Origin of the sequence: Phyllobacterium sp. 21LDTY02-6, assembly GCF_023554255.2 — a bacterium.
Classification (GTDB): Bacteria; Pseudomonadota; Alphaproteobacteria; order Rhizobiales; family Rhizobiaceae; genus Phyllobacterium.
In genome coordinates this window covers 880,807-907,332 of the sequence record NZ_JAMJWD020000001.1, presented here as the reverse complement: position 1 = coordinate 907,332, position 26,526 = coordinate 880,807, and the positions used below count along the sequence as shown (strand labels likewise).

22 protein-coding genes and 1 tRNA gene are annotated in these 26,526 nt (G+C 60.3%); 6 read left to right on the top strand and 17 right to left on the bottom strand.

Going from position 1 to position 26,526, the window contains the following annotated elements:
* Positions 1-3: 3 nt before the first annotated feature.
* Positions 4-1,149 carry a UDP-galactopyranose mutase gene (gene glf, locus M8997_RS04425; RefSeq protein ID WP_256473145.1) on the bottom strand — a complete coding sequence of 382 codons (1,146 nt, stop codon included), beginning with the start codon at positions 1,147-1,149 and terminating at the stop codon, positions 4-6.
* A gap of 2 nt (positions 1,150-1,151) precedes the next feature.
* Positions 1,152-3,011, bottom strand: coding sequence for a DUF4422 domain-containing protein (locus M8997_RS04420; RefSeq protein WP_250014092.1), 1,860 nt, complete (start codon positions 3,009-3,011; stop codon positions 1,152-1,154).
* A 127-nt stretch (positions 3,012-3,138) separates the two neighbouring features.
* On the opposite strand from M8997_RS04420, the gene M8997_RS04415 reads away from it, so the two are divergent.
* Complete coding sequence (locus tag M8997_RS04415; protein ID WP_250014091.1) at positions 3,139-3,981, top strand: sulfotransferase family 2 domain-containing protein; 843 nt, start codon at positions 3,139-3,141, stop codon at positions 3,979-3,981.
* 16 nt (positions 3,982-3,997) lie between these two features.
* On the opposite strand, the gene M8997_RS04410 is transcribed toward M8997_RS04415, so the two are convergent.
* Both M8997_RS04410 and M8997_RS04405 read right to left on the bottom strand, forming a co-directional pair.
* A complete protein-coding gene (locus M8997_RS04410; protein ID WP_250014090.1) occupies positions 3,998-4,393 on the bottom strand; it encodes a GtrA family protein in 396 nt (131 codons plus the stop codon).
* Positions 4,393-5,109 (bottom strand): class I SAM-dependent methyltransferase, encoded by a 717-nt coding sequence (locus tag M8997_RS04405; RefSeq protein WP_250014088.1) that lies wholly within the window; start codon positions 5,107-5,109, stop codon positions 4,393-4,395. Before M8997_RS04405 ends, M8997_RS04410 begins: the two co-directional genes overlap by 1 nt.
* Before the next feature lie 274 nt (positions 5,110-5,383).
* Here M8997_RS04405 and M8997_RS04400 point away from each other — a divergent pair, with 274 nt between their 5' ends.
* Positions 5,384-7,609 (top strand): rhamnan synthesis F family protein, encoded by a 2,226-nt coding sequence (locus M8997_RS04400; RefSeq protein WP_250014087.1) that lies wholly within the window; start codon positions 5,384-5,386, stop codon positions 7,607-7,609.
* A 93-nt stretch (positions 7,610-7,702) separates the two neighbouring features.
* Here the strand turns inward: M8997_RS04400 and M8997_RS04395 are convergent.
* Positions 7,703-7,787, bottom strand: a tRNA-Leu gene (locus M8997_RS04395).
* Between the two features lie 223 nt (positions 7,788-8,010).
* Here M8997_RS04395 and lipB point away from each other — a divergent pair.
* Positions 8,011-8,742 (top strand): lipoyl(octanoyl) transferase LipB, encoded by a 732-nt coding sequence (gene lipB / locus M8997_RS04390; RefSeq protein WP_250014086.1) that lies wholly within the window; start codon positions 8,011-8,013, stop codon positions 8,740-8,742.
* 1,191 nt (positions 8,743-9,933) lie between these two features.
* On the opposite strand, the gene M8997_RS04385 is transcribed toward lipB, so the two are convergent.
* Positions 9,934-11,946: an acetyl/propionyl/methylcrotonyl-CoA carboxylase subunit alpha gene (locus tag M8997_RS04385; RefSeq protein WP_250014085.1), complete on the bottom strand. Its 2,013-nt coding sequence runs from the start codon at positions 11,944-11,946 to the stop codon at positions 9,934-9,936.
* Between the two features lie 45 nt (positions 11,947-11,991).
* Positions 11,992-12,960 carry a DMT family transporter gene (locus tag M8997_RS04380; RefSeq protein WP_371929490.1) on the bottom strand — a complete coding sequence of 323 codons (969 nt, stop codon included), beginning with the start codon at positions 12,958-12,960 and terminating at the stop codon, positions 11,992-11,994.
* A gap of 150 nt (positions 12,961-13,110) precedes the next feature.
* Here M8997_RS04380 and M8997_RS04375 point away from each other — a divergent pair, with 150 nt between their 5' ends.
* Both M8997_RS04375 and parE read left to right on the top strand, forming a co-directional pair.
* Positions 13,111-13,485, top strand: a complete 375-nt coding sequence (locus M8997_RS04375; RefSeq protein WP_250014083.1) for a helix-turn-helix domain-containing protein — start codon at positions 13,111-13,113, stop codon at positions 13,483-13,485.
* A gap of 130 nt (positions 13,486-13,615) precedes the next feature.
* On the top strand, positions 13,616-15,703 hold the full coding sequence (gene parE, locus M8997_RS04370) for a DNA topoisomerase IV subunit B (RefSeq protein ID WP_250014082.1): 2,088 nt from the start codon (positions 13,616-13,618) through the stop codon (positions 15,701-15,703).
* A 96-nt stretch (positions 15,704-15,799) separates the two neighbouring features.
* On the opposite strand, the gene M8997_RS04365 is transcribed toward parE, so the two are convergent.
* The 4 genes from M8997_RS04365 to yajC form a co-directional block, all read right to left on the bottom strand.
* Positions 15,800-16,636, bottom strand: a complete 837-nt coding sequence (locus tag M8997_RS04365; RefSeq protein ID WP_250014081.1) for a phytoene/squalene synthase family protein — start codon at positions 16,634-16,636, stop codon at positions 15,800-15,802.
* Positions 16,637-16,706: 70 nt separating this feature from the next.
* The gene (locus M8997_RS04360) at positions 16,707-17,096 is read right to left on the bottom strand and encodes an Mth938-like domain-containing protein (protein ID WP_250014080.1); all 390 of its coding nucleotides are present in this window, start codon (positions 17,094-17,096) and stop codon (positions 16,707-16,709) included.
* Positions 17,097-19,364, bottom strand: a complete 2,268-nt coding sequence (gene secD / locus M8997_RS04355; protein WP_250014079.1) for a protein translocase subunit SecD — start codon at positions 19,362-19,364, stop codon at positions 17,097-17,099. It abuts the gene before it with no gap.
* A gap of 57 nt (positions 19,365-19,421) precedes the next feature.
* Positions 19,422-19,763, bottom strand: a complete 342-nt coding sequence (gene yajC, locus M8997_RS04350) for a preprotein translocase subunit YajC (protein ID WP_250014077.1) — start codon at positions 19,761-19,763, stop codon at positions 19,422-19,424.
* Positions 19,764-19,918: 155 nt separating this feature from the next.
* On the opposite strand from yajC, the gene M8997_RS04345 reads away from it, so the two are divergent.
* Positions 19,919-20,782, top strand: a complete 864-nt coding sequence (locus M8997_RS04345; protein WP_250014076.1) for an ATP-binding protein — start codon at positions 19,919-19,921, stop codon at positions 20,780-20,782.
* Between the two features lie 70 nt (positions 20,783-20,852).
* Here the strand turns inward: M8997_RS04345 and M8997_RS04340 are convergent, their stop codons facing one another.
* The 6 genes from M8997_RS04340 to tatB form a co-directional block, all read right to left on the bottom strand.
* Positions 20,853-22,121, bottom strand: coding sequence for a peptidoglycan DD-metalloendopeptidase family protein (locus M8997_RS04340; RefSeq protein ID WP_250014075.1), 1,269 nt, complete (start codon positions 22,119-22,121; stop codon positions 20,853-20,855).
* A 137-nt stretch (positions 22,122-22,258) separates the two neighbouring features.
* A complete protein-coding gene (locus M8997_RS04335) occupies positions 22,259-22,912 on the bottom strand; it encodes a protein-L-isoaspartate(D-aspartate) O-methyltransferase (protein WP_250014074.1) in 654 nt (217 codons plus the stop codon).
* Positions 22,909-23,667: a 5'/3'-nucleotidase SurE gene (gene surE, locus M8997_RS04330; protein WP_250014073.1), complete on the bottom strand. Its 759-nt coding sequence runs from the start codon at positions 23,665-23,667 to the stop codon at positions 22,909-22,911. Before surE ends, M8997_RS04335 begins: the two co-directional genes overlap by 4 nt.
* A gap of 15 nt (positions 23,668-23,682) precedes the next feature.
* On the bottom strand, positions 23,683-24,966 hold the full coding sequence (gene serS / locus M8997_RS04325; RefSeq protein WP_250014072.1) for a serine--tRNA ligase: 1,284 nt from the start codon (positions 24,964-24,966) through the stop codon (positions 23,683-23,685).
* Between the two features lie 69 nt (positions 24,967-25,035).
* Complete coding sequence (gene tatC / locus M8997_RS04320) at positions 25,036-25,854, bottom strand: twin-arginine translocase subunit TatC (RefSeq protein ID WP_250014071.1); 819 nt, start codon at positions 25,852-25,854, stop codon at positions 25,036-25,038.
* Positions 25,851-26,471 carry a Sec-independent protein translocase protein TatB gene (gene tatB / locus M8997_RS04315; RefSeq protein ID WP_250014070.1) on the bottom strand — a complete coding sequence of 207 codons (621 nt, stop codon included), beginning with the start codon at positions 26,469-26,471 and terminating at the stop codon, positions 25,851-25,853. Before tatB ends, tatC begins: the two co-directional genes overlap by 4 nt.
* Positions 26,472-26,526 lie beyond the last annotated feature (55 nt).

The following is a 26,526-nucleotide window of genomic DNA, read 5'->3' as shown; positions in this document are numbered from 1 at the left end:
TTCTCACAGAGGTGGGTGGAAGAAGGCAGGAACTGGACGATCCGATCTGTTTAGTTCCAAGAACCGATCCGCGCATTCCAATGCCTCTCGTATCGTAACGTCCATGTCGAGGTATCTGTAGGTCCCCAACCGACCTACAAAAGTGACGTTATCTTCGCGCTTGGCCAGTTCAACGTACTCCGACAACATTGCTTTATCGTTAACAAGTCGTATCGGGTAGTATGGGGTATCCCCTGGCTTGCTCAAGCTGCTGTACTCGTGAAACACAACGGTTTCGTCGAACTTTTGCCATGGCGCAAAATGTTTGTGTTCCGTAATTCTGGTAAAGGGCACCTGTTCTTCGGGGTAACTCATAACTGCGCACCCCTGAAAATCTCCGCTGTGGTGGCTCGCTTCAAACGAAAGCGTTCGATAGCCGAGACGACCGAGCTTATGTCCAAACCAACTGTCCAACGTTCCAGAATAGAAGACGTGATCGTATTCCGTTCTATCCCCTGCGCTGAAGGCGCGATCGAGTGTCACTGAAATATTCGCATGGCGTAAAATCGACGCGACTATCTCCGTGTATCCCGTTTCAGGAATTCCCTGGTAACGGTGATTGAAGTAGTTGTCGTTGTAGTCGAATCTCACAGGAAGTCGCTTCAACACTGATGCCGGCAGTTCCCGGGGGTGAATGCCCCACTGCTTGATCGGATAGCCCTTGAAGAAGGCTTCATACAGTTCCCGCCCCAGGAAATTCAGTGCCTGGTCCTCAAAGGAAACAACTTCCGGAATGTTCTCGGATTTTGACTTGATGAACCGCTCCGCCTCTGCAGGAGAGAATGTCTGTCCAAAAAACTGGTTTATGGTCAGTAGATTGATGGGCAGGCTGTAGACCCTGTTGCCAGTCGTGGCTTTTACCTGGCAGGTATAGGGCTGAAAAGAACCGAACTTCTGGACGTACTCCCACACATGTTGATCATCTGTGTGAAAAATATGTGGCCCATGGCGGTGAACTGTAATTCCTGTTCGCCGATCTGTTTCCGTATAACAATTCCCCGCGACATGCGCGCGCGACTCTATAACGTCGACCGCGTAGTTCTGTTCGGCTAACTGTCTTGCAATTACGGCGCCACTAAAACCTGCGCCAACCACCAGTATTCGTTTCATGTCTATAACCTGCCGGATAAGCGGTCGGCATATGCAAACAGCGGCAATCTTACCCTATTGGGCAGCGATCGCCAAACCCGGCTTGCAATTCTCCAACGGAAGCTACGCCTCTTGTTCGCTAGCGCTTGACCTTCAATTTGACGCACCTTGTGATCCAGGACCCCAAACAGCACCTTCTCATACCAGGGCGTCCGACGCAGGTAGTTCCAATAATAATGGCTCAGTGGATTCTGTGAATCTATCCAGGGCTTTCCTACACCCGCGAAGTGTACAATTTTCGGATCGTCGTGAGATTTCTTGTACGCATCGTTCTCGACTTTGCTGAGATACGACAGGTGCCGCTGGTCTATGATAACAGTGTTCCAGGATGGGGAGATGAACATCACGCGACCAAATAAATGCTTGTTCAGAACATCCTGGTCCAGGAACCAAAACCGGCGTTCCGCGAGATCTTTAAGCATTTTATCGGTGACACCAGCGTCGCGGATCGCCTTGAGGTTGAGCACAAGGGTGCCGGCCTGGAAATAGTCACCAGATTTTTCACCCATGCCAAGGTTCTCTGACAGATAGTGCTTGGCTGACTTGCTGCCCGTTTCCGCCAACGGGCGTACTCCCATTGATACGAAACTGCTCATAATGAGGTCCCGAACGGCAGCAACATAATTGTCGCCTAAATCGAGATCGAACAGTTCGGTTACATCGGCATTTGCAACCATGTCGGTGTCCAAGAACACGATCTTGTCATGGTTTTTGAACAATTCTGGAATAGCCAGCCTGAAATATGTGGACCGCGTAAAGTATGATTGCAGAGGAAGCTCCAGAAACGCTCCGGACATGTCCAAAAAAGTTATCGAACAATGGGGGTGCAGCGATTCCAGGCCTTGCAACATTTTCTTGTCGGCCTCGCCCAAACCGCCTGCCAGAACGAGGAATTCGATAAAGCGCTCGCGTGAAGCGTTGGAAAGCACCGACGTGACGAGTGCTGCCATGTGAGGCAGATAGGCTGCGTCAGTTGAGGCTGCTACTGAAACGACCGGAAGCTCGGTCTTCGGCGACGGAGGCGCGACGGGCGTAGGAGTGGTATTCTCTACAAACACCCGGCGCAAAGTCCGCATCTTGAACGCGTCATCTTCCATCTGCTTCTTGACAACAAACACTGTAAGGAGTCTCTCCGCGAGATAGCCGATCACGCGTTTCTCTGCAGCGTTGTAATTGGTCGTGTTGACAGACAGCTCAATGCTCTTGAGTAGCGGAAAGAGCCACTCGCAATATTCTTCGAAGAGTGACCGCTTGAACACGAACATATTGCCGGGATAAAGGTTGTACCCCGCCATCGCCCGGTCAAAGTATTTTACATCGCCGGGATGGAGTTCCTCGACTGCCTTTCTGGCTAACTTCAAGTCACCAACGTGCTGAAAGGGATCTGAAACATATTGGTGCCAAACAGATTTTGATCCGACCGACCTCACATCAAGGGGTTCGGGAACGACCGCATCATAGTCTTTGACGATATCTTCGATTTGGTGTTCGGTCAGCGCAAATTTCTCGATAAAGCCATCAGAAAACGTCTTCTCGATTATTCCGTGAGGGGTCATTGATCGCTTCCGAGCGACGTCAAAGTCGAGGAAACGCCTGTAGTGGAAGAAACCGAGGTAGTCGGAACTATGATCGTTCTTCCAAACCCAATACGTGCCGGTCAGTTCGCAATAGCTGGGGTTCTTTTCGGAGATGTTATCACCTTCATCGTCACCCAGCATCGGAAGCTCAACAGACGACAGCGCCCTCCCCACCTGTATCGGCTTGAGAACGGAGTTCTCGATGATTTGAGCAGCGTTGAAATAACTTAGGTAGATGGTAACCACAGACAGCACCTTTTGGCTTGACGGGTCTGGCTTTAGCTTCTTTCTGTAAGCGGTGCAACGCCGTTGTCGCGCGGAGACAACATCCACACTATAACTAAAATGGAGAAACTGGTTGAAAGGAAGTTGAGTGTTATTTGAAGCCATGGATCGTGTTCGAGCGATGCGACAGCGTCCGCTTGAGTTTAATCAAGCCTTCAGACTCTTGCATATTCACATACCTAGAACCGCCGGCACATCATTTCTTACAGTGATGAAAGAGTTGTTTCCGCTGCATTCCCATCTTAGTTGGGACAATGCGGGTCAAGACTGGCGTGATCTATGTCAATCTGGCCTGATCCGGCCTTTCAACACCGGACACATCAGGCTGGATCAGGTATCCTCCGAGATCGACCTGGTTACCAAACGGCTGATGCTCGTTTCAGTTGTTCGCGAGCCACTGGATCGAGTGATCTCGAACTACAATTACGGCCGCTCGGTTATTCATCCCCAACACCGGGAATTCCGCGAAGAGTACGCGAGCCTTCAACAGTTCGTAGGACAGGCCACACTGGAACCCAATGAACAGTCATATTGGTTGTGTGGCGTCCAGAATGATCGAGCTGCCTTGATCTCGGCGGTGAACAGGCTCTATTTCGGCTTGTGCCCTTTGCCATTCCTGGATCATTACATGGACGTCATCCGCACGACATTCACCGATAAGCCACATGTCGACAGCGTCAAGGTTAACGAACTCGAGCTCTCTCCCGGCGACAAGAAATTCGGGCGGGAAGACATTTCCGACACCTTCATCGAGAGGTTCTATGAGGCAAATGCCTTGGATCTGGAGTTATACCGGAGTTGCCTGCATCAATACGCCGAGATAATGGAGCCGCTCACCCCGACGAATGAGAACCTGCCTTTCGATGGCTCGTCTTCTGGGGAGCAGACATCGCCGCTTCCTGAGCCCGACAAAGCGTTCGTGGAGACTTGACGCTGCTGCCGATTATCTAGGTCGTCGGACCGGATGATCCGTCCGGAAAGACCCAAAATCTCATTGCGAGGAAACTGATGACCGGAACGAGCAGCGCGGTTGCGACAGTGCCCACCATCGGTGGAATTTCATTGGCCATTGCCGCGTAGACCGTGCCATAGCTCATCAACAACCCGACGGCCGACAGTACGAAAAATCGCAGACCATGGTGGAGCTTCAGCCCCTGAACCCGAAAGGTGAAGAGGCTTTGCCCGAAAAAGGAAACGACCATGCCGGCAATATAGGCGACGACGGATGCCGCGATTGGCTCTGCGCCAAGGAATATCAAGATGTTCGATACGATCAGGTACAACAGGGTAGCGGCAATTCCGACTGTGCCGAAGCGAGAGAGGAGCGCCAGTATCGCACGCATTATTTGGTCGCCGAAACATAATACTGAGCACCGAGCGGCAGAACACCCAGAGCCCGATCCAGGCCCCTCAGAACGCCTCCCTTGGGTGGTACAGTCAAAATGGTTCTACTGTAGACATCCTTGAACGAGGCCTGCTCAAACAGCTTCTTGGTTTGCCCCTGTCGCAACAGCACCGCGTCCTCATCAAACGGGCAAGAGTTCACGATCCGCATGGTCAGAGGATTCAAGGGATTATGTTCGAATACCAGCGCTTGCCCGCCAGGCTTCAACACCCGTTGCATTTCGCGAACGAAGTTCGGCCAAAGCGACGGCGGCACGTGGTGCATCACACATACCGTAAACGCAACGTCGAATGAATCGGTATCGTATGGCAACACCTGCCCATCATACACCTTGTAGTCGACGTCCGGGTTGTTCGCGCGCGCTACGTCGATGGAGACGCCGGATATGTCTACACCCGAAACACTGCGGAAAGCGGGCACCAGCAACGGGTGAAAGTTTCCAATTCCGCATCCAACGTCCAGTGCAGAAAGCTTTGATGCGTCGCCGGCATGATGTCGAGCGAGATCAACGATATAGTCCCCCTTCACCCTTGTAACGAAATCGAGCGATAGCCCTGTAAACTCGACTGCTTTCGTTACGCTCTCGGCGTAGCTCAAACCATATTCGTCAAACGTCTTTGCTGTCTTTTCCGTGTCGGACTTATCGCGATTCAACAGCCGGTTCCTTAGTGTTGCCCATCAATCTGCCTGCGCATGATGCCCGCGCGCGCAGTTTCGGTACAGTACCTGTTCAATTGACAATTCGTGTAAGCGGAAAGCCCGGCGATGGCAATACCGGCGCTGATCGCAACTGCCCCGATTGCGGGCCAATCGGTACAAAGCTCACGGTACCGGGACTGACCCGCACTGCGCGTCCATGGCTCTTTGGTTGACTGCCCGGTGCATGCCTGTCTACAAGCCATGAGCACGATAGATAGGTTCTTTTGTCATGTTACATTACGCATCGCGCGCCTATAAAATACTTCGACGCCGGGGACCGCGGTCGTTCGCGGCCCATAGTTTGAGGTTCATCGCCCACAAGATCGACCCAAGGGAGATCCCCTATTATCTGCTGGAAGGGGAAGTAAAGCCGGGGCGGCTGAACGCCATTGGCGCCGTCGCGGCCCGGACCATACCCGACGATGTCAATCCCGCCATAGCGATACCGACTGCCGATTACGGTGGCGATATCGCATTCGGCAAAGTGGCCGTCATTGCCCATATCTTCTATCCTGAACTGACCTCCGAGATGGTCGGCTACATCAAGAACATTCCAATACCGTTCGGACTGTTCATTACGACCGACACCGAGGAAAAGAAGGCTGCGATATTGTCGGCCATCGCCGGACTCGATATCCACGCGCTTGAAACGGAAGTTCGTGTCACGCCTAACCGCGGTCGCGATATCGCTCCTAAATATCTCGGATTCAGCGAAGTCTACGACCGTTACGAATGTTTTCTCCACCTCCATTCGAAAAAATCATTGCATACGGACGGGCTGGGCAACATCTGGCGCAAATACCTGTTTACCAATCTGATCGGCAGCAAGGAAATTGCCGAGACCAATCTTCGCATCCTGTCGACCGGCAATATCGGCATCGTCTATGCGGAACATCACGACGAGATCAAAGAGCAGATAAACTGGGGCTATGATTTCCCCATTGCCAAGGAGATCACAGCCAGGGCCGGAATCACGCTAGATGCGAATACGATCCTCGAATTTCCGTCCGGATCGATGTTCTGGGGAAGATCGGAGGCCATCAGGCATATTCGCGAACTGAACCTCACATTCGACGATTTCCCCAAAGAAGAAGGCCAGATCGATGGTACCCTCGCTCACGCGCTGGAGCGATCCCTGCTCCTGTTCGCGGAGCATGCAAGGTTCAGCTGGGCGCGCGTGACCACAAAGCAGACGGAGCGGCCGGTGGCTCACGCAGGCAGGCGCTTCATCCCATTGCTGGGCTCGGAACATAGCGCGTCGGATATCACCTCGTCACGGATCCCGGAATCCTATCGGCTGCTTGCGGCGCCGCAGTTTGACAACAGGCCGCGATTGAATCTGCTTCTGCCGACCGTCAATCCCAAGGACGTGTTCGGCGGCATCGCCACCGCGTTGAAGATATTCGATCAGATCGCCCAGGCCCATGGTGCCGGCCTGGACCTCCGGATAGTCGTAACCGACGCACCGGTATCGGCGGTCACTGACGGTCTGAAAGACTACAGCGTGCAGAAACTTGGAGCAGAACAGCCGGCGCAACGCGTTTTGCTCGATGCAACCGATCGCACTGAAAATCGCCTGGACATGCGGCCAACGGATGTATTCGTTGCCACCGCATGGTGGACCGCATTGAACGCGTTTCGCCTCCACGACACGCAGAAGGTTCTCTTTGGCGGCGCGCCGAAGGTCGTGTACCTGATGCAGGACTTCGAGCCGGATTTCTATGGCTGGTCCACGCGCTACGCTCTTGCCGAGTCCACCTATCTTCGCGGCGAGGATACCATCGCCCTGATAAATTCCGAGGAATTGCTCGGACATTTCGAAAGCAAATATTCCCATCCGGTGCGAATGGTCATTCCTTATCAGGTAAACGCCAAGGTCGACGCGGCGTTGAGCCACGCGCTGCGCGAAAAAATCATCCTGTTCTACTCCCGCCCGTCGGCGGTTCGCAATTGCTTCGAATCCGGGATCGACGGTTTGACCCTTTGGGCACGCAGAAACCCCATGCAGGCCGCCGAATGGAAGGTCTGCTGCATCGGCGAAGCATTCGACTCGGCCCTGGCCTCTTCGCTGCCCAATTACGCCGTCATGGGCAAAATGTCGTTGGAAGAATATGCGTCGCTTTTGAGCCGGGCGTCCGTCGGCCTGTCCTTGATGATCTCTCCGCATCCGAGCTACCCGCCGCTGGAGATGGCCTATGCCGGGCTGCGGACGATCACGAACAAATATACGGGAAAGGACCTGTCGCGCCGGTCTCCGTTCATCTCAAGCATAGAACTGCCGACATCGGAACTCATAGCCAAAGCATTGGAGGACAATGTCAACGAGGCTGAGAAGTCGATGATCGGACGCAGGAGCCCGATCCGCACGGAGATCAGGGACTTGCCGATCGACGCCGAATATTTCGATCCGCGCGCTGCTCTGGCGCACATCTGGCCGCAGTTCCAAAAGCAATAGCCCAAAAGCAATGGCCCAGTGACGAAGAACTCGTTCGCGAAGCCGAGGCATCCTGCTGAAAATTCAGCCGCTTATACGAACTGAGAGAGAAAATGGTGCGGTCGAGAAGACTCGAACTTCCACGTCTTGCGACACAGCGACCTCAACGCTGCGCGTCTACCAATTCCGCCACGACCGCACTGTGGTAGAAGCCGAACCGTGTCGGCACGGCGCATGTAGCAAATAGGTATGAGGGACACAAGCCCTATCGCGATTGTTTTTCACATGCCTGTCAAAATCCCCTGCCCGCCAGAACCGGGCCCAAGAGCCCACTGGAATTTTCCCACGGAAAAGTCCATATGCGTCAGACCCATCATGAGCTCGCGCAGAGCCGAGACAGGCACGGACCAGAACTTCAGATCATGAGACTTAGCCGCGATTCCCTCACGCCGTCCTTCCTGCCCACCGAGGACTCGCCGCCCGTCGAATGGCGCATTGCCGACGGCCTGACGGATTATGACGAGGCGCTCGCCTTCATGGAGCACCGCGTGGCGCAGATCCGCGAAGGCAGCGCGGCGGAACTCATCTGGCTGGTCGAGCATCCGCCGCTCTATACGGCCGGGACGAGCGCGAAATCCGCCGATCTTCTCGCCGCCGACCGCTTTCCGGTCTACGCCACCGGCCGCGGCGGCGAATATACCTATCACGGCCCCGGCCAGCGCGTCGTCTATGTCATGCTCGACCTGAAGCGGCGCAAGGAGGACATCCGCGCCTTCGTCACCGGCCTGGAGCAGTGGATCATCGCCACGCTGGAGACCTTCAACATTCGCGGCGAGCGGCGCGAGGATCGCGTCGGCGTCTGGGTGACGCGTCCCGAGCGCCCGCCCCTGGCCGATGGCACGCCGGCCGAGGACAAGATCGCCGCCATCGGCATCCGGCTGCGCAAATGGGTCAGCTTCCACGGCATATCGATCAATGTCGAACCGGACCTCGCCCATTTCGACGGGATCGTGCCCTGCGGCGTGCGCGGCCACGGCGTGACCAGCCTTGTCGACCTCGGCCTGCCGGTGGAGATGCACGATCTCGACCAGGCGCTGCTGCAGACATTCGAACCCGTCTTCGGGGCGCTGGAGCAGAAGGCGAGCACGGACTAGCTCGCAGAACTACAACCCTGCCACCCGACCCGTCCCCTCATCCTGAGCCTGTCGAAGGGCCCACTATGTTGATGCAACCAAAAAAGAGATTGCACAAACGTTGTTGCGCCCTTCGACAGGCTCAGGATGAGGGAGAGTAGAGTTTGGCAGGGGGATAGTTCTGCGAGGTTTCAAACCTGGGTTCCCTGCTTTTCTGCAATCAAATCAACCTCCCTCATGCTGAGCCTGTCGAAGCACGCGCTCTATTTATGCAACGCACGACCCTCTTTGTGGGATGGATTTTCGGCCGCAAAAAATATTTCACCCTGCAAGCCACTGATCTTGCTCTTTTTTCTTCCGGCAACCAAAATAAATTGCACAGACTTATCCCACCACTTTGAAACCGGGTTATTTTGATTCGGTCCTTTCCAGTGGGGGAGCAGCTTCCGGTGCTGTTTCGATTGCTGGGGAAGGATGGCGTTGCCGGAAGATCGGAAGTGACAACCCCGATTATCCAGCAAACTGCAGAAGGAAACGGAGGTGGCGCTTCGTTTTCCGGGTTGTTGCGTCTGACAAGCGCAGGAACAGCAGGCAAAGACGTCGCGGGCGGTCTTCGGACCTCGACCCTGATACCATACTGACGCGCTGAAGACCGCCCGTCTCCCCCCATTTCAATGACCAGACGCAATTTCGCGGGCGTGGTGCGGATTTTCCGTATCCGGCATCTGCACAAGGGATTGCACCAACGTTGCTGCGCCCTTCGACAAGCTCAGGATGAGGGAGGTAGGGGTTTGCAGGGTTCTAGTTCTGCAAGGCTTCAAACCCAAGCTCCCAACCTTTTTGCAATCAAACAAAACCCCTCATGCTGAGCCTGGTGAGCCTGCCGAACCACGAAGCACGCACTATTTCGATGCGACCATATAAGGGATTGCACAAACGTTGCTGCGCCCTTCGACAAGCTCAGGATGAGGGAGAGTAGAGTTTTGCAGGGTGGTGGTTCTGAGATGTTGGCAGGTGTTGAGAACTTGCAGAACTACAACCCTGCCAAACACCCACCTCCCTCATGCTGAGCTAACCTCCCTCATGCTGAGCCTGGTCAGCCTGGTGAGCCTGGTGAGCCTGCCGAACCACGAACCACGAAGCACGCAGCAACAGTGATGCAGTCTCTTATGGAGCTCAGCACGAGGAGGTGAGGCAAGTGGAGCCTGCCAATCACGCGAATTCCATGATCACCGCATCGACCGCGAGGCTGTCACCCTGGCGCGCATTGATGGCGGAGACCACCAGATCCCGGTCGGCGCGGAGCACATTCTCCATCTTCATCGCCTCGACCACCGCCAGCGTCTCGCCCGCCTTGACCTCCTGCCCCTCCGCGACATTGATCGAAACGATCAGGCCCGGCATCGGGCAGAGCAGCAGCTTCGACGTGTCCGGCGGGATTTTCACCGGCATCAGCCGCTCCAGCGCCGCCACGTGTTTCTGCATCGGATGGGCCACCACCGAAATGCCCTTCCAGTCGATGCGCATGCCGTTTGCAACGGGCCGCAGCTGCGCCTTGATGCGCCTGTCGCCAATGGTCCCGGACCAGACCGCATCGCCGGGCTTCCAGTCGCTGCGGATGCGCATTCCCGTGCCATCGGCCAATATGGCCTCCAGATCGACGGGAGGCCGCGCCCTGCCGTTGCCGACGGTGACCGGGATATAATCGTCGCCGATACGCACCTCCCACTCGCCGCCGGTATTGCCCGAATGCGGCCGCAGCCGGTCGCCAAGCCGGTCGAGGCGCTCCTTGCGCACCAGCTCGCCGGCAAGCGCAATGGCGGCGAGCAGGCGCAGCTCGTCCGCAGCGGGCGCCACCGGCTTGAAGCCTTCCGGGAACTCCTCGGCGATGAAAGCGGTCGACAGCCGCCCTTCCCGCCAGCGTGGATGCTGCATCAGCGCCGCCAGGAAGGGGATGTTGTGTTCGATCCCGTCAACGACGAAACTGTCGAGCGCATCGGCCATGGCATCGATGGCTTCGAGCCGCGTCGGCGCCCAGGTACAGAGCTTCGCCACCATCGGGTCGTAGAACATCGAGATCTCCGCCCCCTCGGTCACGCCCGTATCGTTGCGGATGACGGCATTGCCGGACGGGCCTTCGACCGGCGGCCGGTAGCGGGTCAGCCGGCCGATGGAGGGAAGGAAATTGCGATAGGGATCTTCCGCATAGAGGCGGCTTTCGACGGCCCAGCCATTCAGCTTCACATCGTCCTGGCGCAGCTCCAGCTTCTCGCCCGCGGCAATGCGGATCATCTGCTCGACCAGATCGACGCCGGTGATCAGCTCCGTCACCGGATGCTCGACCTGCAGCCGCGTGTTCATTTCGAGGAAGTAGAAATTGCGGTCCTTGTCGACGATGAATTCCACCGTGCCGGCGCTCTGGTATTCCACTGCCCTGGCCAGCGCCACCGCCTGCTCGCCCATTGCCTTTCGCGTCGCGGCATCGAGGAATGGCGACGGCGCCTCCTCCACGACCTTCTGGTTGCGCCGCTGCACCGAACATTCCCGCTCGCCAAGATAGATGCAATTGCCGTGCGCATCGGCCAGCACCTGGATTTCTATGTGGCGCGGATCGACGATGAACTTCTCGATGAATACGCGCTCGTCGCCGAAGGAGTTGCGCGCCTCCGATGTCGCCCGGTCGAAGCCGTCGCGCGCTTCCGCCGCGTTCCATGCGATGCGCATGCCCTTGCCGCCGCCGCCGGCCGATGCCTTGATCATCACCGGATAGCCGATCCCGGCGGCGATCCTTTCGGCCTCCGCCGCATCCTTGATGACGTCGAGGACGCCGGGCACCGTGTTCACCCGGGCCTCGTTGGCGAATTTCTTCGACTCGATCTTGTCGCCCATCGCAATGATGGCCCTGGGCTTCGGCCCGATGAAGACGATGCCCTCATTCTCCAGCGCCTCGCAGAAGGAAGCGCGTTCGGACAGGAAGCCATAGCCCGGATGCACCGCCTCGGCGCCGGTCTCCTTGCAGGCGGCGATGATCCGCTCGGCGACGAGATAGCTTTCGGATGCCGCCGCCGGGCCGATATGAACGGCCTCGTCGGCCATTTCGACGTGCACCGCATCGCGATCCGCATCGGAATAGACGGCGACCGTGGCTATGCCCATCCTCCGGGCGGACTTGATGACCCGGCAGGCGATTTCGCCGCGATTGGCAATCAGGATTTTCTTGAACAATGCTGGTCCTCCGGGTCCGATTATTATTGCCAACCTGGCGTCAGCTCAAGCGGCAAGCCTGTCCTTGGCTGTGGATGCCTCGCGCACCTTGCCTTCGCGCCATATGAGATAGATGCCGGAACCGACGATGACGGCGATGCCGAACCATTTCGAGATCGACGGAAACTCCCCGAAGACCACGAGGCCGATGAGAACGGCCATGACGATTTCGAGATATTGGAACGGCGCCAGCAGCGATGCGGGCGCAAGGCGCGAAGCCTGGGTGACGAGCAGATGGCCGCCGGTGGCGATGACGCCGATCATGAACATCAGCACCCAGGAGAGACCGCCGCCGGGTGCGCCGAGCGTCATGTCGTCGATACCGGCAATGGCGCCGACAGCCAGCGCGACGATCACCGTGACGGCGCCGCCGAGACCGGAATAGAGCTGCATGATCAGCGGCGTGTCGGCGGTGCCGTAGCGGCGGTTGAGGATGAGATAGAAGGCGAAGAGCGCGGCCGTCGCCAGCGGCAGCAGCGAAACCCAGCCGAAGAGCGCCCAGCTCGGCTGGATGACGATGAGCGTTCCGACGAAGCCGACGAAGACCGCGAGGCAACGGCGCCAGCCGACCTTCTCCTTGAGGATGAGCGCCGAAAGCACGGTCAGCATCAATGGCTCGACGAAGAACACGGCAATGGCATCGGCAAGCGGCATGTATTTGACCGCCGCCCAGAATGAGAGGCTGCCGAGCCCCATCAGCACGCCGCGCAACATGTTGCCCCAGAACTTCACGGGGCGCAGGCTCTGCCGGCCGGTCAGGGCAATGATGATCACGGCCGTCAGCGCCGATTGAACGACGAAGCGCGACAGCGTGACGGTGGCGGGCGGCAGCGTGTCCACGGTGGCGAGCCATTTGGCGATGGCGTCCATCATCGGCAGAAAGAACATGGCGCTCGCCATCAGCGAGACCCCTCGCACTTGCTGTGCGGTCGTGTTTTCCATCGCCGATACCTTTCCGGGAGCCGTCTTGGGCAAGTGCAACTGGCATATCTCCTCCACTGGAAAAATCAATCGCAACTTGCCGGCATTCGATCGGCCGGCCCGGCGAAATTTGACTTTTGGGGCCGTAAATGGTGCAACACCCCCTCCCAAGCACCCAAAAAAGTCAGAAGAACGGAGAATCTCATGAACTCTCAGCCCAATATCATGACCGAGACACCCGACACGGACACGCTGGGTGGACGGCTCTCGCGGGCTCGTGATTCAAAAGGACTTGGCGTTGCCGCCGTCGCCGGCCATATCGGCGTGACATTGAAGACGATCCAGGCCTGGGAGGCGGATCGGTCCGAGCCGCGCGCCAACCGGCTGGTGATGCTCGCGGGCTTTCTCGGCGTGACGCCGACATGGCTGATCCACGGCGTCGGCCAGGCGCCGGACGAGGAAAATCTCCCCAGGCCCGAATTGCGGGCGGAAGTCGAGGCGCTGAAGGAGCGCCAGAATAAAATGATCCGGCGCATCGAGCGGCTGGAGACACTGCTCCAGGCGGTCAAGGCCGCTTGAAACATGGGGATTCATCGTCTAGACAGGCGATGGGTTCCGGAACATATGGCGAACGCCCATCGCCTTCGCCGCTGATCCATGCCAAGATCGGGGATGATTCGGATAGCTATGAATTTCGGCCGTGAATACCATGGATGACAATAACGACCTCTTCTCAGCGATTGTGAAAACCGCCCACGAGCGCAATGCGGCGGCGCCTGAAGCCGTCGTGCCTCCGCCGCTGCCCGCCGCGCGGGAAAGCGCGCCAAAGCCGGCCAGGGCCCCGGCGCGCGCCGCGCCCGACAGCGGCGGCAGCTACAGCGCCGCCGATATCGAGGTGCTCGAGGGGCTGGAGCCGGTGCGCCGCCGTCCCGGCATGTATATTGGCGGCACCGACGAGCGCGCGCTGCATCACCTCTTTGCCGAAGTCATCGACAATTCCATGGACGAGGCCGTGGCCGGCCATGCCAATTTCATCGACATCGAGCTCGATGAGAACGGCTATCTCTCGGTCACCGACAATGGCCGCGGCATTCCGGTGGACGCGCATCCGAAGTTCAAGGACAAGTCGGCGCTCGAAGTGATCATGACGACGCTGCATGCCGGCGGCAAGTTCGACTCCAAGGTCTACGAGACCTCCGGCGGCCTGCACGGCGTCGGCGTTTCCGTGGTCAATGCGCTGTCCGACCATCTCGAGGTCGAGGTGGCGCGCAACCGGCGCCTCTACAGGCAGCGCTTCTCGCGCGGCAGGGCCCTCGGCCCGCTGGAGGAAGTCGGCGAGGTGCAGAACCGGCGCGGCACACGCATCACCTTCCACCCCGATGCCGAGATATTCGGCCAGGGCGCCAAATTCGATCCGGCGCGGCTCTACAAGATGGCGCGGTCGAAGGCCTATCTCTTCGGCGGCGTCGAAATCCGCTGGAATTGCGCGCCTTCCCTGCTCGATCCGAAGGACCCGACGCCGGACAAGGCGGTGTTCCATTTCCCGGGCGGGCTGAAGGAATATCTGGCGGCATCGCTCGGCAAGGAATTCCAGGTCACGCGCGAGATCTTCGCCGGCAAGACCGAGAAATCCGCCGGCCATGGCTCGATGGAATGGGCCGTCGCGTGGCACGGCGGCGATGGTTTCATCAATTCCTACTGCAACACGATCCCGACCAGCGAAGGCGGCACCCACGAGGCCGGCCTGCGCATCGCCCTGACCCGCGGCCTGAAGGCCTATGCGGAGCTGACCGGCAACAAGCGCGCGTCGATCATCACCACCGACGACGTGATGATTTCGTCTGCCGCCATGCTCTCCGTGTTCATCCGCGAGCCGGAATTCGTCGGCCAGACCAAGGACAAGCTCGCCACCGTCGAGGCGCAGCGCATCGTCGAAAACGCCATTCGCGATCCCTTCGATCATTGGCTCGCCGCCTCGCCGCAGGAAGCCTCCAAGCTGCTCGACTGGGTGCTGGACCGGGCCGACGAGCGGCTGAAGCGCCGCCAGGAAAAGGAAGTCAACCGCAAATCCGCGATCAAGAAGCTGCGCCTGCCGGGCAAGCTTGCCGATTGCACCCAGAGCGGCTCGCTCGGGGCGGAGCTGTTCATCGTCGAGGGCGACAGCGCCGGCGGCTCGGCCAAGCAGGCGCGCGACCGCGCCACGCAGGCGGTGCTGCCATTGCGCGGCAAGATCCTCAATGTGGTGAGCGCTGGCCGGGAAAAGATGACGGCCAACCAGCAGATCGGCGATCTCGTCCTCGCGCTCGGCTGCGGCACCCGCTCCAAATATCGCGATGAGGACCTGCGCTACGATCGCATCATCATCATGACCGATGCCGACGTGGACGGTGCTCACATCGCCTCGCTGCTGATCACCTTCTTCTACCAGGAAATGCCGGACCTCATCCGCAACGGCCACCTGTTCCTCGGCGTGCCGCCGCTCTATCGCCTGGCGCAGGGCGGCAAGGTCGCCTATGCGCGCGACGATGCGCATAAGGACGAATTGCTGCGGACCCTCTTCACCGGCAAGGGCAAGGTCGAGATCGGCCGGTTCAAGGGCCTCGGCGAGATGCGCGCCGACCAGCTGAAGGAAACGACGATGGACCGCAGAAAGCGCACGCTGCTGCGGGTCCAGATCGACGAGGAATGGGCCGACCTGACGCGGGTTGCCGTCGATGACCTGATGGGAACCCGTCCGGACGCCCGCTTCCGCTTCATCCAGGATCGCGCTGCCTTCGTCGAAGAACTCGACATCTGACGCCGGACCCGGCCTTCAGACATCGTGCAATATTACCTCAACGATGCCTTCAGCATCGTGCGTCTTACCCCAACGATGCCTTCAGCATCGTGCGTCTTACCTCAACGATGCCTTCAGCATCGTCCAGTGCCGCGCGAGCGGTGATAGTTCCGCCACCTCCGACATGACCCGCTCGCCCATGCGCTTTATCTGCCGCAGGTGGACGGGCGTCAGGCGCGCCGGCAGATAGGCCGGCCGCAGCGAGGCCGGCATCTGCCCGGCAGCCGCCTGGTATTTGCTGAAATGCTCCTCGGCCAGCGCCACCATGGCGGAGATGGCCCGCCGCGCCGCCGGCAGGTTGGAGCCGTCGATCAGTTCTTCCGGCTTGCATCCGACCGCCGACAGGATATCGACGGGAATATAGACCTGCCGCCTGCTGCGATGGATCGGCAACAGCCGCAGCAGCCCGGCCGTCGCCTGCGCCACGCCGGCATGGCCGGCGCCGGTGCTGAACTCCCTCGCCCGCCCCGCATCGAGGATAAGCGATGCGAGCTGGATCATCGCCGACGCCGTTTCGCCGCAATAGCCCTCGAGGTCGTTGCGGCTCGGCATGGGGTCATCGTAGAAATCGAAGATGCGGGCTTCGCAATAGCGGTCGAAGGCATCGCGCGGCAGGTCGAAACGCTCTATCGCTTCGAGCAGCGCAGCGGCGACGGGATTTGCCGAGGCCGCGCCATGCTCGGTGCCGTTGACGAGATCGCGCCACCATTGCAGCCGCACCTCGCCGGGCAGCGGCTCGCGGATCAGGTCGCGGATGCGCGCTATTTCCGTATTGAAGGCATAAAGCGCGGCAAGCGCGCCCCGCTTCTCCTCCGGCGCATAGAGCACGGAAAGATAGCGGTCCGGATCTGCGGTTCGCAGCAGTTGCAGGCAGTGCGTTTCGTTAATATTCATCAGCGGACTTATATAGGATGTTTGGCCGACGCCAAGCCCGCCGCTGGAGCGATTTTGAGCGGCCGGAGGATCAGTCGACGGCGATGAGCGCGGCGGCGACCGCCCTGTCCTCGGCGAGGAGCACATTATAGGTGCGCACGGCCGCGCCGGTGCTCATCGGGTCGGAGGAAATGCCGTGCTGGCGCAGCAGATCGCGCAGTTCGGCCGGCAGGCGGCGCAGTTCCACGCCTGTCCCGACCAGCAATATCTCGATATCGGAAGCCTGCTCCACCACCATGGCGAGGTCCTGCACCGTCAGCACCGGCGGCGATTGCGGTTCCCAGCCATGGATACCCGATGGCAGGCACAGGATCGAACCCTTGTGCGACATGTCGGCAAAGCGGAAGCCGCCATTGCCATAGGCGTCGATCGGCGCCCGCCCCGGAAAATGCGCCTCGCGGATTTCGATGCCCCTGGCCAATTACGCCGCCCCGCTATTGCCGGCTTCGAGCGGCGCCGATGCGCCTGCATCCTTGCCCTTGAGGCCGAACAGGAGCAGCAACGGCCCCGCGACGAATATCGACGAATAGGTGGCGACGAGGATGCCGAGCACCAGCGTCAGGGCAAAGGACTGCACGTCCTCGCCGCCATAGAAATACAGTACCGCCAGCGCCAGGAACGTCGCCACCGAGGTCAGTATCGTGCGCGACAGCGTCTGGTTGATCGAGGCATCGAGAATGACCGAAAGCGGCGTGTTCCTGCTGTAGCGGCGGATGTTCTCGCGCACCCGGTCATAGATCACCACCGTATCGTTCAGCGAATAGCCGACGATAGCCAGCAGCGCCGCAATGCTCCACAGGTTGAACTCCATGCGGAAGATGATGAAGATCGCGATCAGCAGCAGCACGTCATGGATGGTCGCCAATATGGCGCCGAGCGCGAAGTGCCATTCGAAGCGGAACCAGACATAGGCGAAGATGACCACCAGCGTCAGCACCACCGCGAGGATGCCCGCCTGCGACAGTTCACTCGACACCGAAGGCCCGATCACATCCACCCTCGGCAGATTATACTCGTCCTGGAACTCGTTGCGGATCTTGACGCCGACGGTCTGCTCCGCATCCTCGCCGCCGCCCTGGCTGCCGACGGTGATGAGCGCGCGGTCGTCCGACTTGAACCGCTCGATCTTCACATCGCCGATATTCAGTTCGTCCAGGCGGCTATAGACGTCGTCAAGGTCGATCGCCCCTTCCTGCGATTGCAGCTCGACCATGGTGCCGCCCTTGAAGTCGATGCCGAAATTCATGCCGACAGTGACAAGCAGCGCCACCGCGGCGATGCTCGACAGGGCCGAGAAACCGAGCGTGAGGCCGCGTATCTTCATGAAGCCGATGCGGGTGTCGTTGGGAACGAGCTTCACCCAGCCCGCCGGCACTTCCTTCGGCTTCGAGCGCTGCACCCAGACCGAGACGAGCAGCCGGGTGAGCGTGAACGTCGTGAACAGGGTTGTCACGATGCCGATCGTGACCGTCAGCGCGAAGCCGTGCACCGGCCCGCTGCCGAGCGTGAACAGCACGAGCGCCGCGATGAGCGTGGTGACATTGGCGTCGACGATCGTCGCCAATGCCCTTGCAAAGCCGGAATCGATCGCCTGGATGACCGAGAAACCGGCCCGGCGATCCTCGCGGATACGCTCGTAGAACAGGACGTTGGAATCGACCGCCATGCCGATCGTCAGCACGATGCCGGCGACGCCGGCCAGCGTCAGCGGCGCGCCGAACAATGTCAGCACCGCAAGGATGAGAATGACGTTGACCACCAGCGCGATGCTGGCGATGACGCCGAGCAGGCCGTAGGAGACGACCATGAAGGCGATGACCAGCACTGCGCCGATCAGCGCTGCGATCTTGCCGGAGTAAACCGAGGCGGCGCCGAGATCGGTGCCGACCGTCCGTTCCTCCAGCACCGTCACCGCGGCAGGCAGTGCGCCGGCGCGCATGACCAGCGCCAGATTGCTTGCGCCGGAAATATCGAAATTGCCGGCGATCTGGCCGGTATTGCCGGGGATCGGCTCGCGGATGACCGGCGCCGAAAGCACCTGGTCGTCCAGCACGATGGCGAAGGACTTGCCGACGCTGCCTTGCGTGAACTTCGAGAATTTGTCGGCGCCGAGACTGTCGAGGCGGAACGTGATCACCGGCTGCTGCGTCGCCGTGTCGATGCCGGCCTGCGCATCGACGAAATTCTCGTTCGACACCAGCGGCGTCTTCTTGACGAGATAGGCGACGGGCGGATCGTCAAGCGAATAGGCGATCTGCGAATCTTCCGGCGGCGCGGTATCGATGGCGTCCTGCACGGGCATGGAATCATCCACCGCCCGGAAGCTCAGCCGGCCGGCAACGCTCAGGATATCCTTCAGAAGCTGGGAATCATAAAGGCCCGGCACCTCGACGAGCACGCGCCCGCCGCGATCGCTCTCGACCAGCGGGCTCGCATAACCGAGTTCGCCCAAGCGCCGATTGATGACCGCAACCGTGGCCTCGGTATCCGGGAGATGTTCCTTGTCGACCTGCAGGCGCAGGCGCGAGCCGCCCTGGAGATCGAGCCCGAGCGGCACCTGCCTTGCATGCAGCCAGTCGGGCAGGCTTGCAAGCAGGTTCTGCGAAAACAGATTGGGGAGCGATATGATGATACCGGCGAGAACCACGGACCAGATGAGTATGGTTTTCCAGCGGCTGAAATAGAGCATGCGTCGCGAACCCCAAAGAATCAGAAGGGCGGCTCATGGCCGCCCCGCAACTATGCCTTATTTCTTGGCGTCGGCAACAGGTTCGCCTTTTACGCGAACGTCGGCAACCATTCCGCGCAACACGCGCGCCTTGATGCCCTCGCCGATTTCGACTTCGAGTTCGCCGGTCTCTTCATGCACCTTGGTGACCTTGGCGATGAAGCCGCCGCCGGTAATGATGGTGTCGCCGCGGCGGATGTTCTTCAGCTGCTCTTCCCTCTTCTTGGCCTGGACGCGCTGCGGCCGGATGATCAGGAAATACATGATCACGAAGATCAGGATGAAGGGCAGGATGCTCATCAGCATTTCGGGTGCGCCACCGGCCCCTGTTGCCTGCGCATATGCGGGAGTTACGAACATGGAACCTCCAGATAGTATCGTTTGTGAATGATCATGCCTGCGCAATACAATGTTTGAGCGGCTAAAAGCAACAGCGCAAAACTTGCCCCACTGCTTTTCGATTTTGGATCGACATGATAGTCACGTCGGGCAATTCAATTCAGAGGCTGCCAAGAATGTCCGAACAAGTACTGAGCGAAAAACTGGATCGACTGATTGCCATTCTGGAGCGCTGGGCGCCGCCCGCCCCTCGCCCCATCGATCTTGACGCCGCCGATTGTTTCGTCTGGAACCCCGCCCGGCTCGCATTCGACCCGGTGGCCAAGGTCAATCGCGTCGACATTTCGCTCATTCGCGGCGTGGACACGGTCCGCGACATACTTTTCGACAATACCAAGCGTTTTGCCGACGGCTTCCAGGCCAATAACGTCCTGCTGTGGGGCGCGCGCGGCATGGGCAAGTCGTCGCTGGTCAAGGCCGTGCATGCTTCGGTGAATGTAGACAGGAAGAACGACGCGCTGCCGGTCAAGCTCGTCGAGATCCACCGCGAGGACATCGACAGCCTGCCGGCGCTGATGGCCGCGATCAAGGATACGGCGCACCGTTTCATCCTCTTCTGCGACGACCTCTCCTTCGACCATGACGACACGTCCTACAAATCGCTGAAGGCGGCGCTGGAAGGCGGCGTCGAAGGCCGGCCGGACAATGTCATCTTCTACGCCACGTCCAACCGCCGCCATTTGCTGCCGCGCGACATGATCGAGAACGAGCGTTCGACGGCGATCAACCCGTCCGAGGCAGTGGAGGAGAAAGTATCGCTTTCGGATCGCTTCGGCCTCTGGCTCGGCTTCCACAAATGCAGCCAGGACGATTATCTGTCGATGATCGACGGCTATGCCGCGCATTTCGGCCTCGAACTCGACCAGCAGCAGCTCCATGCCCAGGCACTGGAATGGGCGACGACGCGCGGCTCAAGGTCGGGCCGCGTCGCCTGGCAGTTCACGCAGGATCTGGCGGGACGCCTCGGCCGCAAGCTCTAGTGGTTCGGCTCTAGCGAAAAAGCCCGCATCTTGCGGATGCGGGCTTTCGAATGTGCCGTGGCTGGAAGCTTTACAGCTCCAGATATTTCGATGGATCGACGGGCGTCGAGTTCTTGCGGACCTCGAAATGCAGCTTCGGCGTCGTCGCATTGCCGGTCATGCCCGAGCGGCCGAGTTCGTCGCCGCGCTTGACCTTCTGGCCACGCTGGACATTGAGCTTGCTCGCATTGCCATAGACGGTGACAAGGCCGTCATCATGGCGCACCAGCACCGTATTGCCGAACTCCTTCAGGCCATCGCCGGAATAGATGACCACGCCGCCTTCGGCCGCCTTGATCGGCGTACCCTCCGGCACGGAAATATCGATGCCGTCGCTGCCCTTGCCGTAATTGGCGACGACCCGGCCGCGGACGGGCCAGCGCATCTTGGCACTGGCACCTGCTGCAGCCTGGGGTGCGGAGGCGACTTCCTGCGTGTCTTCGGCGGCCTTGGCCGGCGGCGTATAGGGCTTCGCCGCCTCGCTGGAGCCTGCCACGGCCGGTGCTGCGGCTGCTGCCGGCTGCGCCGTCGTTGCGACGGCCGGCTTCGCCTGCTCGACTGCGGGCGCGGCGGCGACTTTCACCGGCGCAGCGGCCGGAGCGGCCGGGGCCGCGGTCTTCGGCTTCATGTTCGTCGCGACATTCTGGGCCAGCGAAGAGTTCGACGGCGGGATGGTCAGCGACTGGCCGATGCGGACGGTGCCGTCCTGCATGTTGTTGGCCGCCTTGATCGCATCGATATTGGCGCCGGTCTTGCGCGAAATCGCATGGAGCGTATCGCCGCTCTGCACCGTATAGGAACTGCCTGCCACGGCCGCCGCCTTCGGCGCCTGGGCCGCTGCCCTTGCCGGCATCCGCGCTTCGCCGCCATCGGGTGTACGCAGGGTGCCGGCAGCCGAACCTATCGGCGCCGCCTGCATCGGAGCGGCAGCAACCTGCTGCTGGCGAACGGGAGCGGAACTCGCCACCGGCGCCAATGCCGGCCGCGAAGGCTGCGCCGATGCCGGTGGCAGCGCGGAAGAACTTGCGCCGACCGGCGGCAGGCTGCCGCGCTGGACGCCGCCCGATTGCGGCACCGAGGCCGTATAGGTCGAATCGACCGGCGGCGTATAGGGCCTCGGCCCCGCCGTGTTCTGCGCCTGCATCATCGAGCGCTGGTTGTCGCTATAGCCCGAGCCGAAATCCGCACTCGAGAACCGAGCAACGCCGGAGCTGCACCCAGCAGCCAGACCAGCTACCGTAAGGATGGCGGCATTCAGTGCCAACCGCCGTGACGCTTTGTCCAATCTACTCAAACGCATCGCAAATCCCGCCCGTACTCACACAAAGAATATTGGACGCATTAGATCGCGTTAATGTTACCCGACCGTTAAAACCGGGAAAAATTTGCAAAAGATTCACCAATCTTCTTAGGGGAATGACCGAAACCGGCCGCAATTCAAAGCGCGGCGGCCATTCCCTCGGCCAGCGGCAGGAAGCGCACGGGCATCAATTCCTGCTGCTCGAAGCGGCTGCCGACCTTGAGCAGGCGCGAAATCGTCTGCGTGCCATCCGTCGGCCCGATCGGAGCGATCAGCACGCCGTTCGACGACAGAAGATCGACGAACGGCTTCGGCAGGGTTTCGAAGGCAGCCCAGACGATGATCCTGTCGAACGGGCCGTCATGGCTCGATCCCTGCCGGCCATCGGCCTGCTTCAGGATGCAATTCTCGATCTTCAGCGCCTGGATGCGCTGCTGGGCCGCCTCCACCAGCGTGCGGTAGCGCTCGAGCGAAAGCACCCTGCCCGCCAGCCGCGACATGACGGCGGCGGTGAAGCCGGAGCCGGTGCCGATCTCCAATACGCGGTGCGTCGGTTCGAGCTCCAGCGCCTTGATCAGCCGCGCCTGGAGATCGATCCCCTCGATGAACTCGCCGCAATCGATCGGCAGGCTGCCCTTGCCATAGGCCACATTGCCGAGGCTGCCATTGACGAAGCTCATGCGCGGCGTGGTCTCGAACGCCCCGATCAGCCGCTGGTCCGTCAGGCCGATGGAACGCATGCGCAAAACGAAAGCCGCGAATCCTTCCCGTTCCGACAGACTTGGCTTCATGCGAAGGATTCCTCCAGCACTGCGCGCATGTCATGGGCGGTGAGGTCCAGCTGCAGCGGCGTGACCGAGATATAGTTCTTGCGGATCGCGGCGACGTCGCTGTTCTCCGCCGGCTCGTCCTTGCCGCGGCCATACCTCAGCCAGTAATAGGGCAGCCCGCGCCCGTCATGCCGCTGCTCGATGGCAAGGCCGTGCGAAAGTTTCCCCTGCACGGTGATCCTGGTGCCGGCAATGTCCGCGATCTGGCAGCTCGGGAAATTGATGTTGATCAGCACGCCCCGGTCGAGCTCGACGCCAAGGACCTTCTTCAGAAGCTCCGGCGCCCGGGCCTCCACCACCTCCCATGGCAGGACGCGCGTGCCGCCATCGAGATTGTATTCCTGCGAAAGCGCGATCGACTTTATGCCGAGCAGCGTGCCTTCGATGGCGGCCGCGACCGTCCCCGAATAGGTGACGTCGTCCGCCGTGTTCGAACCGGAATTCACGCCGGAGAGGATGAGATCGGGCGGCTCGGGCATGACCTGCTTGACGCCCATGATCACGCAATCGGTCGGCGTTCCGCTGACGGCGAAATGGCGCTCGTCGATCTTTCGCAGGCGAAGCGGATTGGAAAGCGTCAGCGAGTGCGCAAGGCCGCTCTGGTCGGTCTCCGGCGCGATGACCCAGACATCGTCGGAAAGCTGGCGGGCAACCCGCTCCAGCACGCCCAGACCCTCCGCATGAATCCCGTCATCGTTGGTCAAAAGTATGCGCATGCCGTTCCCCTTCGATCAAACTGCCCGTTCTATCCGCGTCAACCCGCCCATGTAAGGCACGAGCGCAGCCGGCACGGTGATGCTGCCATCCTCGTTCTGGTAATTTTCCATCACCGCGATCATCGCCCGGCCGACCGCCGTGCCGGACCCGTTGAGCGTGTGCACGAAGCGCGTCGCCTTCTCGCCCTCGGGGCGGTAGCGCGCATTCATGCGCCGCGCCTGGAAATCGCCGCAGACGGAGCAGCTCGAAATTTCGCGGTAGGCCCGCTGTCCCGGCAGCCAGACCTCGATGTCATAGGTCTTCTGCGCGCCGAAGCCCATATCGCCCGTGCAGAGCACCATCGTGCGGAAGGAAAGATCGAGGCGCTTGAGCACTTCTTCGGCGCAGGCGGTCATTCTTTCATGCTCGGCGAGCGAGGAATCCGCATCGGTTATCGACACAAGCTCGACCTTCATGAACTGGTGCTGGCGCAGCATGCCGCGCGTGTCGCGGCCGGCAGAGCCCGCCTCCGAGCGGAAGCACGCCGTCAGCGCGGTCATGCGCAGCGGCAGGTCCCTGATGTCGAGTATCTCTTCGCGGACGAGATTGGTCAGCGGCACCTCGGCGGTCGGAATGAGGTAGCGGCCATCGGTGGTCTTGAACAGGTCCTCGGCGAATTTAGGCAATTGGCCGGTGCCGTAGAGCACTTCGTCATTGACCAGGAGCGGCGGGCTGACTTCCACATAGCCATGTTCGTTCGTATGCAGGTCGAGCATGAACTGGCCGAGCGCGCGCTCCAGCCGCGCTAGCTGGCTCTTCAGCACGGTGAAGCGGCTGCCCGACAGTCTCGCCGCCCGCTCGAAATCCATATAGCCGAGCTTTTCGCCGATATCGAAATGTTCCTTCGGCTCGAAGGCGAAGTTCTTCAGGTCGCCGACCCTTCGCGCCTCGACATTGCCGCTCTCGTCATTGCCGACCGGCACGTCGGCGAGCGGCACGTTCGGCAGAACGGAAAGCGCGTCGCCCAGCGCCCGGTCGAGCTGGCGCTCCTCTTCCTCGGCCCCGGTCAGGAACTGCTTGATCTCCGCCACTTCCGCCTTCAGCCTGTCGGCCGTCGCCTGGTCCTTGGCGGCCATGGCCTTGCCGATCTCCTTCGAGGCGGCGTTGCGGCGCTCCTGCGCCTCCTGCAGCCTGGCAATGTGCTGCCGGCGCTTCTCGTCGAGATCGATCAAATGGGACGAGACCGGCGCGACACCGCGTTTTGCCAGGGCCGCATCGAGCGCTTGCGGGTTCTCACGTATCCATTTGATATCGAGCATGGGAATAAAGCCGTTTAGTCGAATTGTTGGAACTCATGGGCGCGGAGGCCCTGCGGACTGAAGGGAGCTTCAGGACGAGAGTTCGCTCGGCGAGGCTTGCGTTTTGGTCGCCTCACGCTTCCTCTCGACCAGGCGCGCCATCCAGATGGAAATCTCGTAGAGAAGGATCGTTGGAAGCGCAAGGCCGATCTGGCTCACCGGGTCCGGCGGCGTGATCACGGCGGCGACGACGAAGGCGATGACGATCGCATATTTGCGCTTGGACTTCATGCCCTCATAGCCGACCAGCCCGACCCTCGCCAGCAGCGTCGCCACCACCGGCAGCTGGAACACCAGGCCGAAGGCGAAGATCAGCGTCATGATCAGGCTGAGATATTCCGATACTTTCGGCAGCAGCGAAATCTGCACCTCGCCCGCCACGCCCTGCTGCTGCATGGCCAGGAAGAACCACATCACCATCGGCGTGAAGAAGAAATAGACCAGCGCGCCGCCCATCAGGAACAGGATCGGCGATGCGATCAGGAACGGCAGGAACGCCATGCGCTCGTTGCGATAGAGACCGGGCGCCACGAATTTGTAGACCTGCGAGGCGATCACCGGGAATGCGATGACCAGCCCGCCGAACATGGCGATCTTCACCTGCGTGAAGAAGAATTCCTGCGGCGCCGTATAGATGAGCTGTGCCTTGGCCGGATCGAATCCGGCCCAGCCCACGGCCCATTGATAGGGAATGACCAGGAGGTTGAACAATTGCTTGCCGAAGTGGAAGCAACCGAGAAACGCCACGAAGAACGCCAGCAGCGCCCAGATGAGGCGGCGGCGCAGTTCGATAAGGTGCTCGATCAGGGGCGCCGAGCTCTTGTCGATTTCGTCGTCGGAATGGCTCACGGTTTCTTCCTCGCACTGCCTGCCCCGGCAGGCCGCTTCGCCGTCCGGGTGGAAGCGGCACCTGCCGGCTTGTCTTTCGGCTTTGCCGTGGCCTTTGCCGCTGGCGCGGGCTTTGCGGCTGTCTTTGCAGCAGCCCTGGCGGTTGCCTTTGCCGCCGGCTTCTTCGCCGGTGCAGCCGGTTCTGCTGCCTGTCCGGTCGCCGCTACCGGCTCTGCTGCCTGCCCGGCGGCCGCTACCGGCTGGGCGACTTGAGGCTGGCTCGGCTCCGCGCCGGGAGCGCCCGGGTCCGGAATGGCGACATTGTCCTTCGCCCCCGGCGCCGGATCGTTGAGGCTGGAGCGGATTTCCTCGCCGATCGTCCTTACCGGATCGAACACCTTGCGGATGTCGTTGCGGGGATCGAGGCTCTTGGCGTCATTGATGATTTCACGCACATCGTCGAGCTCGGCCTCTTTCAAGGCCTCGTCGAACTGACGGCGGAACTCACCGGCAGTGGCGCGAAATCTGGACGTGGCCTTGCCAAAGGCCCGCAGCATCTTCGGCAGATCCTTGGGGCCAACCACCACGATCAGGACGATGGCGATTACAAGAATTTCCGACCAACCGATTTCAAACATCTATTAGCTCCAGCCGCCGCGCGGCTCGGGCGCCGCGCGCGGAATGCAGGTCATG

Excerpts from the sequence above, each read along its gene's own strand:
- glf (WP_256473145.1), bottom strand. The coding sequence starts at position 1,149 with ATGAAACGAATACTGGTGGTTGGCGCAGGTTTTAGTGGCGCCGTAATT.
- M8997_RS04410 (WP_250014090.1), bottom strand. The coding sequence starts at position 4,393 with ATGCGTGCGATACTGGCGCTCCTCTCTCGCTTCGGCACAGTCGGAATT.
- M8997_RS04400 (WP_250014087.1), top strand. The coding sequence starts at position 5,384 with ATGTTACATTACGCATCGCGCGCCTATAAAATACTTCGACGCCGGGGA.
- lipB (WP_250014086.1), top strand. The coding sequence starts at position 8,011 with ATGAGACTTAGCCGCGATTCCCTCACGCCGTCCTTCCTGCCCACCGAG.
- M8997_RS04375 (WP_250014083.1), top strand. The coding sequence starts at position 13,111 with ATGAACTCTCAGCCCAATATCATGACCGAGACACCCGACACGGACACG.
- parE (WP_250014082.1), top strand. The coding sequence starts at position 13,616 with ATGGATGACAATAACGACCTCTTCTCAGCGATTGTGAAAACCGCCCAC.
- M8997_RS04365 (WP_250014081.1), bottom strand. The coding sequence starts at position 16,636 with ATGAATATTAACGAAACGCACTGCCTGCAACTGCTGCGAACCGCAGAT.
- secD (WP_250014079.1), bottom strand. The coding sequence starts at position 19,364 with ATGCTCTATTTCAGCCGCTGGAAAACCATACTCATCTGGTCCGTGGTT.
- yajC (WP_250014077.1), bottom strand. The coding sequence starts at position 19,763 with ATGTTCGTAACTCCCGCATATGCGCAGGCAACAGGGGCCGGTGGCGCA.
- M8997_RS04345 (WP_250014076.1), top strand. The coding sequence starts at position 19,919 with ATGTCCGAACAAGTACTGAGCGAAAAACTGGATCGACTGATTGCCATT.
- M8997_RS04340 (WP_250014075.1), bottom strand. The coding sequence starts at position 22,121 with ATGCGTTTGAGTAGATTGGACAAAGCGTCACGGCGGTTGGCACTGAAT.
- M8997_RS04335 (WP_250014074.1), bottom strand. The coding sequence starts at position 22,912 with ATGAAGCCAAGTCTGTCGGAACGGGAAGGATTCGCGGCTTTCGTTTTG.
- surE (WP_250014073.1), bottom strand. The coding sequence starts at position 23,667 with ATGCGCATACTTTTGACCAACGATGACGGGATTCATGCGGAGGGTCTG.
- serS (WP_250014072.1), bottom strand. The coding sequence starts at position 24,966 with ATGCTCGATATCAAATGGATACGTGAGAACCCGCAAGCGCTCGATGCG.
- tatB (WP_250014070.1), bottom strand. The coding sequence starts at position 26,471 with ATGTTTGAAATCGGTTGGTCGGAAATTCTTGTAATCGCCATCGTCCTG.